This is a genomic window from Mycobacterium sp. E735 (assembly GCF_001666955.1).
In the GTDB taxonomy this organism is placed as follows: Bacteria; Actinomycetota; Actinomycetes; order Mycobacteriales; family Mycobacteriaceae; genus Mycobacterium.
Genome location: NZ_LZIX01000156.1, coordinates 1 through 12,414, shown reverse-complemented (window position 1 = coordinate 12,414; position 12,414 = coordinate 1). Strand labels below are relative to the sequence as shown.

Below are 12,414 nucleotides of genomic sequence, written 5' to 3'. Positions count from 1 at the left end.
GGTAAGCAGCCACTGGCAGTTTCCCGACCTGCACGACGAGGCCCCAGGAGATATGAGTAGCCAGACGAGCACACCCGCCACCCCAGAGCGCGGAGCCGAGGCGATCACGCCGGGCAATACGGTCGAACAGCTTGTCGAAGGCGCGGCCAGCGTCCTCACCAAGCCCCGCATGCGCGGCTGGATCCACTTCGTCTCCGCCTGGCTGGCGATCATCACCGGCGCAACCCTGGTCTCGGTGTCGTGGGCCGCGTCCTCGCCGCGCGCAGGGCACTCGACGCTGGTCTACGCGGCGGCAACGGTGGCGATGTTCGCCGTCAGCGCCACCTACCACCGGGTGCAGTGGAAGTCGGCGGCCGCCCGCAACCTGATGAAGCGGCTCGACCACTCGATGATCTTCGTGTTCATCGCCGGCAGCTACACACCGTTCGCCCGCCTGGCCATGCCGCAGCAAACCGGGATGGAGGTGCTGTGGATCGTCTGGGGCGGCGCGGTGGCGGGCATCCTGCTCAAGGTGTGCTGGCCGTCGGCGCCGCGCTGGCTGGGCGTGCCGCTGTACATCGTGCTGGGCTGGGTGGCCGTGTGGTACTGCCCGACCATCCTGCACAAGGCCGGGGTGGCTGCGATGGTGCTGCTGGCCGTCGGCGGCGTGTTCTACAGCGTCGGCGGCATCTTCTACGCGCTGCGCTGGCCCGACCCGTGGCCCAGCACGTTCGGCTACCACGAGTTCTTCCACGCTTTCACCGCCGTAGCGGCGATCCTGCACTACATCGCCATGTGGTTCGCGGTGTTCTACGTCGGCAACCAGGCGTGGCTGCACTGAGCCGGCTAGGAGTGGGTGACGTCGGCCGCTGACCAGTAGGCCTTCATGTGGGCGACCTTGCCGTCCTCGTCGAACGCCATCACGTCGATCGGCTCGATCACCATGCGGTGCTCCCCGGCGGTGATCGTGAGGCGGAAATGGAAGGCCGCCTCGTTGCCGGCCACCCGCAGCGTCACCAACTCGCACTCGCGCTGGACGTCGTTGACCGCGGAGTAGAAGCCGTGGATCGCCTGGCGCCCGATGTGCACCTCGCCGCCGACGGGATCCTCGACCGTGGCGTCATCGGCGTAGAGCTCGACCAGTTCGTCGGCGCCGCCCTTGGCGACCAGTTCGATGTAGCGGTTGACCGTGTCGGTGATCTGTTCGGCGCTCGGCATGAAACGTCACGCTACCGTGGCGCCGCCAGCGCCTCCGCGAGGTCTTCGGCGGTGGTGACCGGCAGGTCGCACACGCGGCCGCGGCACACGTAGGCGGCGTCGGCGGCGGCCACCCGGTCGCGGCCGGCCAGCAGCGCCGACGAGTCCTTTTCGCCGCCCACGACGATCGCCCCGCCGGGCGCCAACCGTCGCGCCTCGGCCAGCAGCGGCGACCGCGACGGATCGCAGGCGACGGCGATCTGCAGCGGACCCCGGATGGCGGCTTCGGCGACCGCCAGCCAGTGGCCCGCCGAGCGCGGCGCGCGCTCGAGCAACAGCGAATGCGCGCCGAGCGCCTCGCCCGCCGCACGCAGGTACCGCTCCGCGCGCTCCCCCTCAACCAGGTGCGCCGCGGTCAGCAGCGCCTCGGTGATCGAGGACGCGCCGGACGGGGTCGCGCCGTCCAGCGGGTCGGCGGGCCGCACCATCAGCCGCTCGGCGTCGTCGGCGGTGTCGAACCAGCGACCCGGTTGCTCCGGGTCGGCGAAGTGCCGCAGCGCGGTGTCGAGCAGCTCGGTCGCGGCGGTCAGCCACCCGGCGTCGGCGTCCAGCTGATGGAGCGCGAGCAGGCCGGTGGCCAGCGTCGCGTGATCCTCGAGGATGGCGGCGCTGTCGCCGACCACGCCGCCGAGGCTGGCCCGCCGCAGCCGCCCGTCGACGAGGTGCGAGCCCAGCAGCGCGGTCGCGCAGTTCCGCGCGGCGCAGGCGAGGTCGGGGTCGTCCAACGCGACGGCGGCTTCGGCCAGCGCGGTGATCGCCAGGCCGTTCCAGGACGTGACGACCTTGTCGTCACGCCCGGGTTGGGGTCGGGCCAGGCGGGCGGTCAGCAGGGCGGCCCGCACCCGCTCCAGCCGTTGCGGGTCGTCAGGATCGGCGGGGGCTTGCAGCACCGAGGTTCCGTGTTCGAAGGTGCCGGTTGCGTTGACCGCGAAAAACGTTGCGGCCCAAGGGCTATCGTCGGGGCCGAGCGCCTCGGTCAGCTGCTCGGGCGTCCACACGTACGTCGAGCCCTCGCGGCCGTCGGCGTCGGCGTCCAGCGACGACGTGAACACGGCGCCGTCGGCCAGGTCGTCGAGCAGAAACCGCGCCGTCTGGGCGGCGACCCGGCGCGCCAACGGGTCCCCGGTGCGCCGGGCCCAGTGCGCGTAGGCGCGCAGCAGCAACGCGTTGTCGTACAGCATCTTCTCGAAATGCGGTACCACCCAAGCGTTGTCGACGCTGTAGCGGGCGAAGCCGCCGGCGAGCTGGTCGTAGATGCCGCCGCGGGCCATCGCGGTACAGGTGCGCGCGACCGCATCCAGCGCCGCCTGGGATCCGGTGCGTTCGTAGTTGCGCAGCAGCGCCTCGAGAATCGCCGACGGCGGGAATTTGGGTGCGCCGCCGAAGCCGCCGCGTGCGGTGTCCTGGTCGTGGAGCACCGCGGCCACCGCGTGGTCACACAGCGCGGGCGCGACGTCCGGGCCGCCGGAGGGCAGGCCCGCCGACATCGCACGCAGCTCGCCGGCGATGGCGTCGGACGCCTCCTCCACCTCGCCGCGGCGCTGGCGCCAGGTGGCGGATACGGCCGAAAGAAGTTGCAGAAAGCCATCTTTCGGGTAGTAAGTGCCGCAGAAGAACGGCCGTCCGTCCGGCGTCAGGAAACACGTCATCGGCCAACCCCCGTGCCCGGTCAGCGCGACGGTGGCGTTCATGTAGACGGCGTCGAGATCCGGGCGCTCCTCCCGATCGACTTTGATGCAGACGAATCCGGAGTTCATGGCGGCGGCCACCTCGTCGTCCTCGAACGATTCGTGGGCCATGACGTGACACCAGTGGCAGGCCGCGTAGCCGATGGAAAGCAGGATCGGCACGTCGCGCTCGGCCGCGGCCGCCAGGGCCTGCGGGGTCCACTGCTGCCAGTGCACCGGGTTGTCGGCGTGCTGGCGCAAATATGGGCTGGTGGCCAGCCCGAGGGTGTTGGTCGTAGCGGCGTCAGCCCGGCTCATCGCCCGGTCCCGGGGGCCGCTGCGATCCCTTGGCCTGGTCCGGCGGCTGTCCGTCGGCGCCGTCGACCCCTTCGGTCCTCTCGTCGGCGGCCTGGTCGAGCTCGGGGTCAAACGACTTGGGCACCTTCTTGAGCTGCCGGTTCATCGACCGCAGCAGCAACAGCGTGGCGATCAGCAGCAACACGACGATCAGCAGCCCGATCGGGCTGGCCTTGCCGAAATCGGGCCCGGTGTGCTGCGGCGCGCCGTCCGCCAGCGCGCTCGCCATCAGAAGAACGTGGTTCACCCGTCACTCTCGATTCCGGCGAACAGGTCGTCCTCGGGCAGCCGGACGGGGACGCGCGAGCGCGCGAGCTCGAATTCCTCCGTCGGCCACAGCCGCTGCTGCCATTCGATGGGCGCGGCGAAGAAGTCGTGCTCGGGGTCGATCTGGGTGGTGTGGGCCCGCAGCGCGTCATCACGCTGGCTGAAGTACTTCGAGCACTCGACGCGCGTCGTCACCCGGGACTCGAAGGGGTCGTGCGCGGCGTCCCAATGCTCGAGCCACTTCTTGAACGGGGGTTCCTGGCCGTGCTTGACGGCTTCGTCGTGCAGCAACTGCATCCGGGCCCGCAGGAACCCGTGGATGTAGTAGAGCTTGGACACCGTCCACGGCTCGCCCGCATCGGGAAAACGCCGATAGTCGCCGGCCGCCTCGAAGGCGCCGACCGAAACCTGGTGGCAGCGAATGTGATCGGGGTGCGGGTAGCCGCCGTTCTCGTCGTAGGTGGTGATCACGTGCGGGCGGAACTCGCGAACGACGCGGACCAACGCCTCGACCGACTCCTCCAGCGGCACCAGCGCGAAGCATCCTTCCGGCAGCGGGGGCGGCGGGTCCCCCTGCGGCAAGCCGGAGTCGACGAAGCCGAGCCAGGTGTGCTCGACACCGAGGATCTCGGCGGCCTTCGCCATCTCGTCACGGCGGATCTCGGCGATGTGGCCGTGCACCTCGGGCAGGTCCATCGCCGGGTTGAGAATGTCGCCGCGTTCACCACCGGTCAGCGTCACCACCAGCACCCGGTGCCCCTCGTCGGCGTACCGGGCGAGGGTGGCGGCGCCCTTGCTGGACTCGTCGTCGGGGTGGGCGTGCACCGCCATCAACCGCAGCTCGCTCACGTGCCCCCTTGTCGGTCAACTGGTCGCCGGTTGCGAACCTATAATTCCAGTTCTTCAGATCGTTGCATGCTGCCGGCCACCGCCCGGCAGCCGACCATCCAGGCATACCCACCAGATGACCGAAACTTCCGCCTCCCGCCCGGAGAGCCGCTACGGGCGCTCCCGGGTGCGCCGGCGCTGGGTCATCGTCGGCCTCGGCGCGCTGGTGGTCGCCGCCGGCCTGGTGATCGCCGTCGTCGGCTACCACCGGCTGGGCACCAGCGCCGTGACGGGCACGCTGGCCGGCTATCGGCTGGTCGACGACCAGACCGCGTCGGTAACGATCAGCGTGACGCGATCCGATCCGTCGCGGCCGGTGGACTGCATCGTGCGGGTCCGGGCCAAGGACGGCAGCGAGACGGGCCGCCGGGAGGTGCTGGTGCCTCCGTCCGAGGCGGCCACGGTGCAGCTGACCACCACGGTGAAGTCCAGCAAACCGCCCGTGATGGCCGACATCTACGGGTGCGGAACCGACGTGCCCGCCTATCTGCGGCCGGCGTGAGCCCCCGGACAACAGCCGAACTGCGAATTTGGGGTCATCAATTGTTTGCGCGGTGGTAACATGGGTGAATGCACGGTTCCTGATGGGACCGTGTATTGCTGCATTAAGGCCGTGAGCACAACGGATCGGCAGCACTCGGGGAGAGAACCCGGATACCTCCGGCGGTGGGGTTTAACAGGCTTACGCGGTTTCGCGGAACGACAACACGAGGAGCACGACGAGATGACGGACACTTCGGTGACGTGGCTGACCCAGGAGTCACATGACCGGCTGAAGGCGGAGCTCGATCAATTGATCGCGAATCGTCCGGTCATCGCCGCGGAGATCAACGACCGCCGGGAAGAAGGCGACCTGCGCGAGAACGGCGGCTACCACGCCGCCCGTGAGGAGCAGGGCCAGCAGGAGGCCCGCATCCGTCAGCTGCAGGACCTGCTCAACAACGCCAAGGTCGGCGAAGCGCCCAAGCAGTCCGGTGTCGCATTGCCCGGTTCGGTGGTGAAGGTCTACTACAACGGCGACAAGTCGGACAGTGAGACCTTCCTGATCGCCACCCGCCAGGAGGGCGTCAACGACGGCAAGCTCGAGGTGTACTCGCCCAACTCACCGCTGGGCGGAGCCCTGATCGACGCCAAGGTGGGCGAGACCCGCAGCTACGTGGTGCCCAACGGCAACACCGTCGAGGTCACGCTCGTCAGCGCGGAGCCGTACCACTCGTAGGCGCCGTCGGGGCGCTGGTCAGCCGAGGGCCTGCTCGAGGTCGGCCAGCAGGTCCGCCTCGTCTTCGATGCCGACCGACAGCCGCACCAGGTCGTCGGGCACTTCCAGTTGGGAACCGGCCGTCGACGCGTGCGTCATGGCGCTGGGGTGCTCGATCAGCGACTCGACCCCCCCGAGCGATTCGGCCAGGATGAACACCTCGGTGCGGGCGCACAGATCCCGCGCGGCCTGCCGGCCGCCCCGCATGCGCACCGACACCATGCCGCCGAACCCGCGCATCTGCCGGGCGGCGACCTCGTGCCCGGGATGGCCCGGCAGGCCGGGATACAGCACGGCGCTCACCGCCGGGTGCCCGGCGAGGTATTCGGCTACGGCCGAGGCGTTTTCGCTGTGCCGCTGCATCCGCAGCACCAAGGTCTTCAGCCCGCGCATGGTCAGGTAGGCGTCGAACGGGCCGGGCACCGCCCCGGCTCCGTTCTGCAGGAACGCGAAAGCCACGTCCAGCTCGGCGTCGTTGGTGATCAGCGCGCCGCCCACCACGTCGGAGTGGCCACCGATGTACTTGGTGGTCGAATGCAGCACCACGTCGGCGCCCAGCGTCAGCGGCTGCTGCAGCGCAGGTGAGGCAAAAGTGTTGTCCACCAACACCTTTGACGAGTACTGCTGACCGACTTCGGCGAGGGCCGCGATGTCGGCGATGGACAGCAGCGGGTTGGTCGGCGTCTCCACCCAGATCAGGCGGGTCTGCGGCGTGATGGCCGCGCGGACGGCGTCGAGGTCGGACAGCGCGACCGGCGTGTAGTGAACGCCCCACTGCGTGAACACCTTGTCGATCAGCCGGAAGGTGCCGCCGTAGGCGTCGTTGGGGATGATCACGTGGTCGCCGGGCCGCAGCATCGCCCGCAGGGCGCAATCGGTGGCGGCCATGCCCGAGGCGAACGCCCGCCCGTGGCCGCCTTCTTCGACCGCCGCGAGCGAGGCCTCCAGCGCGGCGCGCGTCGGGTTTCCGGTGCGCGCGTATTCGAATCCTCCGCGCAGCGTGCCGACGCCGTCCTGGGCGAAGGTGCTGCTGGCGTAGATCGGGGCGTTGACCGCCCCGGTCGCCGGGTCCGGCCGGTAGCCGGCGTGAATCGCTTTGGTGGCGAGTCCGGTGAAGTGTCCGGTGCGGTCGGCGCTCATCGACGATCAGCCTAGGCGACGGCCGCCCCGGCTACCGCGCCCGCACGACTAGCCCGGCAGCTGCTCGGTTCCGTCGGACGGCAGGCAGACGGTCGTCATGATCTTGTCCGCCAGCGTTTGCCGCTTCGAATCCCACAGCGGGAAAAGGAAACCGATGAAGCAGATGATCGCGTCGACGAAGTGCGCCAGGGAACGCACCACCGACATCCCGAAACCGATGGGCTGGCCGGTGACCTCGCTGACCACCTTGAACTTCATCACCGACTTGCCGACGCTCGACCCGGTGGTGCCCTGGCGGTAGCCGTAGTTCCAGATCAGATAGAACAGACCCACCAGCGAGGCCAGCCACTGCGCGGCCAGGCCGATGGTCGAGTTTTGCGTCGCGCAGTACTGGTTGACGGCGTACTGCGTCACGTCGGTGACGCACGCCGTCTGCTGCGTGGCGACGAGGATCCCGGTGCCGATGCCGTGGACGACGGCGTACGGGAGGATGTCGATGACGAACGCCAGGAACCGGCTGAGCCACGGCGTGTAGGACTCCGTCGGCAACGTGCGGATCGCCGGTCCGGGGGGCGGCGGGGCGTACCCACCTGAGGACGGCGGGGGCGGCGGATAGGAGCCGCCACCGGGCGGAGGCGGGGGCGGCGGATAGGAACCGCCGGCCGGTGTCGACGACGCGGGCGGGGTCTGCTGACCGCCGGGTGATCCGGGCGGCGGCGGCGGGTAGTCGCCGCCGGGCGGCGGTTGATCGGTCACGAGCACCCCTTCCACTGCGGACCAGCTGAACCAGGCGGCATTACAGTACCCGAGCGCACAGCGGCCGGGCGAGACATCGTCACGCGCCGGACGGGCGCGTCGTCAGCGTCGCCGCGGCCCGTCCGAAAGGAAGCCGAGCAGGTCATATCGGGTGATCACCCCGACGGGTTTGCCCTCCTCGACCACCATCAACGCATCCCAGTCGCGCAGGGCCTTGCCCGCCGCGCTGACCAACTCCCCCGCGCCGATCATCGGCAGCGGCGGGCTCATGTGCAGCGCGACGGCGTCGGCCAACTTGGCCCGGCCCTCGAAGACGGCCGACAGCAGCTCGCGCTCGGAGACGCTGCCCGCGACCTCGCCGGCCATCACCGGCGGCTCGGCGCCGACCACGGGCATCTGGGACACCTCGTACTCGCGCAGGATGCCGATGGCGTCGCGCACGGTTTCGGACGGATGGGTGTGCACCAGGTCGGGCAGGGCGCCGGACTTGCCGCGCAGCACGTCGCCCACCGTGGACTCCTCGGTGGAACCGTCGAGGCGGCTGCGCAGGAACCCGTACGACGACATCCAGGCGTCGTTGAAGATCTTCGCCATGTAGCCGCGGCCGCCGTCGGGCAGCAGCACGACCACCAGAGCGTCGGGGCCGGCCTCCTCGGCGACCTTCAGCGCGGCCACCACCGCCATCCCGCACGACCCCCCGACCAGCATCGCCTCCTCGCGGGCCAACCGCCGGGTCATGTCGAACGAGTCGGAGTCGGACACCGCGATGATCTGGTCGGGCACGGTCGGGTCGTAGGCGGCGGGCCAGAAGTCCTCGCCCACGCCCTCGACCAGGTAGGGCCGGCCGGTGCCCCCGGAGTACACCGACCCCTCGGGGTCCGCGCCGATGATCCGCACGGCGCCGCCCGACACCTCCTTGAGGTAGCGGCCCGCGCCGGTGATCGTGCCGCCGGTGCCGATGCCGGCGACGAAATGGGTGACCTTGCCGTCGGTGTCCGCCCAGATCTCCGGGCCGGTGCTGGCGTAGTGACTGGCCGGGCCCTCGGGGTTGGCGTACTGGTCGGGCTTCCAGGCGCCGTCGATCTCCCGGGTCAGCCGGTCGGAGACGCTGTAGTAGCTGTCCGGGTGCTCGGGCGGCACGGCCGTCGGGCAGACCACCACCTCGGCGCCGTAGGCGAGCAGCACGTTGCGCTTGTCCTCGCCGACTTTGTCGGGGCAGACGAACACGCACTTGTACCCGCGCTGCTGGGCGACCAGCGCCAGGCCGACGCCGGTGTTGCCGGAGGTGGGTTCGACGATGGTGCCGCCGGGCTTCAGGAGCCCGCTCGCCTCGGCGGCGTCGATCATGCGGACCGCGATCCGGTCCTTCGAGCTGCCCCCGGGGTTGAGGTACTCGACCTTGGCCGCCACGGTGCCGGCGCCCTGGGGGACGACGGAATTCAGGCGCACGAGCGGCGTGCCGCCGATGAGCTCACTGATGTGCTGGGCGATCCGCATGCGTTCATCGTGTCAGGCACGTTCCCGCGGTGCACGACGGCTTCCCCCTGACGCCCGCGGCGTTGCGCTAGCCGGTGGCCTCGCGGATATAGTCGCCGATCTGGCGCAGCGACCGGACCGCCTCGGGGACGATCGGCGCGGCCAACTGGAAGTCGTGAATCTGGCCGGGCCACACCCGCACCTCGGCCGGCACCCCGACCGAGGCCAACCGGCTCGCCGCCAGCCGCGCGTCGTGCAGCAACACCTCGGATCCCGAGACGTGGATCAGCGTCCGCGGCAGGCCGGGCTTGATGTGCTCGATCGGCTCGTAGGTCTCCTCGGGCCGCCCCGCGACCTTGTGCTTGGTGGCCGCGCTGGCGACCAGCTCGGCCAGCGCGTCGAACGCCCGGTGCGAGAACATCGCGTCGGTGTTGATGTTGGGATGGGCCTGCTTGTCTTCCTTCGCCAGCTGCAGCAGCGGCGAGATCATCACCAGCGCCGCGGGCTCCTCGCCCTCCTCCTGGAGGCGTTGCGCCAGCGCGAGCGCCAGGTAGCCGCCGGCGGAGTCGCCTGCCAGCACGATCTGATCCGGCTGATATCCGCGCAGCCGCAACCACTGGTAGCCGTCGTGGCAGTCGTCGAGGGCCATCCCGATCGAGTGCTTGGGCAGCAGCCGGTAGTTGACCACCAAGATCGGCGCGTCGGCGGACTGAGACAACGTCTCGACCAGCCGGCCGTGCGAATTGGCCCCGCACGTCAGGAACGCGCCGCCGTGGAAGTAGACGACCACCCGGCGGGTGCCGTCGGCGGGCAGCACACCGGGCGCGCGCACCAGCTGCGCCGAGGCGTTGGGCAGCTTCACCGTCTCGCGCACGGTGGCCGACACCGGCAGCACCACCCGGGCCGCCAGGTCGATCAGCCCCCAGGGCCAGGGGAAGTTGGGGACGTGGCTACCGACGGACAGCACCGGCCGGATGGTCACCCGCGACGTCAGGTTGGCCAGCCGCGCAGCAACGCTGGGCCCGGACTCGAGGACCTCGACCGGCGCGCCGTCGCTCATCGCGTACCGGCGCGTTTCCGCGCGACGCGCCTTGAGAACTTGATAAGGACGAAGGGCAGTCCGGGGGGAACCGGATACCTGACCGGGTGCGCTCATGCTCAACACTTCCTACGCCGTTGTAGTGCGATACAGCATGTGACGAGGCAGCTAAGCGTCTGGTTCAGCCGCTCATCCAAGGCACTCAGCCAACCCCGCCGACTCAGCTTGACAGGCACTTCTTAAGAGAACATTTAAAAAGTCTGATTCGTTACCAATTTGATTCCTCCCGTGACCACATTGTTCGTCGCCCGACCCCGCAAACATGCAAGCCCATCTAAAATAGGTTGCGTGACCATGCGGGTGCCCCGTCGTTCGGCGATCGCCCTGGCCACCGCAGGCGCCCTCGCCTCGACAGGAACTGCCTATCTGGGTGCGCGCAACCTGCTCGTCGGTCAGGCGACGCACGCGCGCACCGTCATCCCCAAGTCATGGGACATCCCGCCGCGCGCCGACGGGGTGTACACCCGCGGCGGCGGGCCGGTGGAGCGTTGGCACCGCGGCATGCCCGTCGACCTGCATTTGATGATCTTCGGCGATTCCACCGCCGCCGGGTACGGGTGCGTGAGCCCCGAGGAGGTGCCGGGGGTCCGGATCGCCCGGGGCCTCGCCGAGCAGACCGGCAAGCGGATCCGGCTGAGCACAAAGGCCATCGTCGGCGCCACGTCGAAGGGGGTGTGCGGCCAGGTGGATGCGATGTTCGTGGCCGGGGCGCCGCCGGACGCGGCGGTGATCATGGTGGGCGCCAACGACGTGACGGCCCTCAACGGCGTGAGCCAGTCGGCGCAGCGGCTGGGGCTCAGCGTTCGCAAGCTCCGCGCCCGCGGCGCGGTGGTGGTCGCCGGCACCTGTCCCGACCTGGGTGTCATCACCGCCATCCCGCAACCGCTTCGGTCGCTGGCGCACGAGCGCTGCTCGCAGCTCGCGCGCGCCCAGGCCGCGGCGGTCCGGGCCGCGGGCGGCATGCCGGTACCGCTCGGGCAGTTGCTGACACCCCAATTCCGGTCGACGCCGCACGTGATGTTCTCCCCCGACGGCTTCCACCCGTCCGCCCCGGCGTACGCGATCGCGGCCGACGCGCTGCTGCGCGCGCTGTGCGAGGCGCTGGGCGAGGAGGTCGACATCCCGCCGCTGGAATTGGCGGCGTCGACGACCCCGCCGGTGCTCGGACAGCGGCACACCCGAACCAGCGTGATGTCGCGGCTGTGGCGTCGCCCGGCGCCGGGACCCGCCCCGTCCTCGTGCCCACCGGTTGGCAACGACTAGATTTGTCCTAGTCCGTCGGCGTCCAGTCAACGGTTTGTGAAGCGAGCTCGCCGGAATCCGGAAGGGATTTGAAGGGAACCGTCATGCCTGAAGCCGTTATTGTCTCCGCCGCCCGCTCGCCGATCGGCCGCGCGATGAAGGGGTCGCTGGTCTCCATGCGACCCGACGACCTGGCCGCCCAGATGGTGCGCGCGGCGCTGGACAAGGTGCCCGCGCTCAACCCCCACCAGATCGACGACCTGATCCTGGGCTGCGGCCTGCCCGGCGGCGAGTCCGGCTTCAACATGGCGCGGGTGGTCGCCGTCGAGCTCGGCTATGACTTCCTGCCCGGCACCACCGTCAACCGGTACTGCTCCTCGTCGCTGCAGACCACCCGGATGGCGTTCCACGCCATCAAGGCCGGCGAGGGCGACGCGTTCATCTCGGCCGGCGTGGAGACCGTGTCCCGGTTCGGCAAGGGCAACTCCGACTCATGGCCGGACACCAAGAACCCGTTGTTCGACGAGGCCCAGGAGCGCACCGCCGCCGCGGCGGGCGGCGCCGACGAATGGCACGACCCGCGGGCCGACGGGAACGTGCCCGACGTCTACATCGCGATGGGTCAGACCGCCGAGAACGTCGCCATCCTCACCGGCGTCAGCCGGGAGGAGCAGGACCGCTGGGGCGTGCGCAGCCAGAACCGCGCCGAGGAAGCGATCAAGAGTGGGTTCTTCGAGCGCGAGATCGTTCCGGTGACCCTGCCCGACGGCACCACCGTCAGCACCGACGACGGCCCCCGTCCCGGTACCACGTATGAGAAGGTCAGCGAGCTCAAGCCGGTGTTCCGGCCCAACGGCACCGTGACGGCGGGCAACGCCTGCCCGCTGAACGACGGCGCCGCCGCGCTGGTGATCACCAGCGACACCAAGGCCAAGGAACTCGGCCTGACCCCGCTGGCGCGCATCGTGTCCACCGGCGTCAGCGGCCTGTCGCCGGAGATCATGGGGCTGGGTCCGATCGAGGCGTCC

At 70.0% G+C, this 12,414-nt stretch carries 13 protein-coding genes; 5 read left to right on the top strand and 8 right to left on the bottom strand.

What is annotated here, in order from left to right:
- Positions 1-52: 52 nt before the first annotated feature.
- Positions 53-820: a hemolysin III family protein gene (locus tag A5704_RS12290; protein WP_067759198.1), complete on the top strand. Its 768-nt coding sequence runs from the start codon at positions 53-55 to the stop codon at positions 818-820.
- A gap of 5 nt (positions 821-825) precedes the next feature.
- Here the strand turns inward: A5704_RS12290 and A5704_RS12285 are convergent, their stop codons facing one another.
- From A5704_RS12285 to mca, 4 genes are read right to left on the bottom strand one after another with little or no spacing between them, the layout of a single operon-like run.
- Positions 826-1,197 carry a nuclear transport factor 2 family protein gene (locus A5704_RS12285; RefSeq protein ID WP_067759205.1) on the bottom strand — a complete coding sequence of 124 codons (372 nt, stop codon included), beginning with the start codon at positions 1,195-1,197 and terminating at the stop codon, positions 826-828.
- 11 nt (positions 1,198-1,208) lie between these two features.
- On the bottom strand, positions 1,209-3,221 hold the full coding sequence (locus A5704_RS12280) for a thioredoxin domain-containing protein (protein WP_067889212.1): 2,013 nt from the start codon (positions 3,219-3,221) through the stop codon (positions 1,209-1,211).
- A complete protein-coding gene (locus A5704_RS12275) occupies positions 3,208-3,507 on the bottom strand; it encodes a hypothetical protein (protein WP_067889209.1) in 300 nt (99 codons plus the stop codon). The genes A5704_RS12280 and A5704_RS12275 overlap by 14 nt, the downstream gene beginning before the upstream one ends.
- Positions 3,504-4,376 carry a mycothiol conjugate amidase Mca gene (gene mca, locus A5704_RS12270; protein ID WP_067779898.1) on the bottom strand — a complete coding sequence of 291 codons (873 nt, stop codon included), beginning with the start codon at positions 4,374-4,376 and terminating at the stop codon, positions 3,504-3,506. Before mca ends, A5704_RS12275 begins: the two co-directional genes overlap by 4 nt.
- A 115-nt stretch (positions 4,377-4,491) precedes the next feature.
- On the opposite strand from mca, the gene A5704_RS12265 reads away from it, so the two are divergent.
- Positions 4,492-4,917 (top strand): DUF4307 domain-containing protein, encoded by a 426-nt coding sequence (locus tag A5704_RS12265; protein WP_067779901.1) that lies wholly within the window; start codon positions 4,492-4,494, stop codon positions 4,915-4,917.
- A 222-nt stretch (positions 4,918-5,139) separates the two neighbouring features.
- Positions 5,140-5,634, top strand: a complete 495-nt coding sequence (gene greA, locus A5704_RS12260; protein ID WP_065442111.1) for a transcription elongation factor GreA — start codon at positions 5,140-5,142, stop codon at positions 5,632-5,634.
- An 18-nt stretch (positions 5,635-5,652) separates the two neighbouring features.
- Here greA and A5704_RS12255 read toward each other — a convergent pair whose 3' ends face one another.
- The 4 genes from A5704_RS12255 to A5704_RS12240 all read right to left on the bottom strand — a co-directional run bounded on the left by A5704_RS12255 (position 5,653) and on the right by A5704_RS12240 (position 10,201).
- Positions 5,653-6,813, bottom strand: a complete 1,161-nt coding sequence (locus A5704_RS12255; RefSeq protein WP_067779904.1) for a cystathionine gamma-synthase — start codon at positions 6,811-6,813, stop codon at positions 5,653-5,655.
- Positions 6,814-6,861: 48 nt separating this feature from the next.
- Entirely contained in the window at positions 6,862-7,569 is a 708-nt protein-coding gene (locus A5704_RS12250; protein ID WP_067889224.1) for an RDD family protein, read from the bottom strand.
- A 102-nt stretch (positions 7,570-7,671) separates the two neighbouring features.
- Positions 7,672-9,066: a cystathionine beta-synthase gene (locus A5704_RS12245; protein WP_067759260.1), complete on the bottom strand. Its 1,395-nt coding sequence runs from the start codon at positions 9,064-9,066 to the stop codon at positions 7,672-7,674.
- A gap of 67 nt (positions 9,067-9,133) precedes the next feature.
- Positions 9,134-10,201, bottom strand: coding sequence for an alpha/beta hydrolase (locus tag A5704_RS12240; protein WP_067779907.1), 1,068 nt, complete (start codon positions 10,199-10,201; stop codon positions 9,134-9,136).
- A 243-nt stretch (positions 10,202-10,444) separates the two neighbouring features.
- Between A5704_RS12240 and A5704_RS12235 the strand changes: the two genes are divergently transcribed.
- Entirely contained in the window at positions 10,445-11,407 is a 963-nt protein-coding gene (locus A5704_RS12235; RefSeq protein WP_156675571.1) for an SGNH/GDSL hydrolase family protein, read from the top strand.
- A gap of 83 nt (positions 11,408-11,490) precedes the next feature.
- On the top strand, positions 11,491-12,414 hold a 924-nt coding region (locus tag A5704_RS12230; RefSeq protein ID WP_067779918.1), incomplete at its 3' end, for an acetyl-CoA C-acetyltransferase.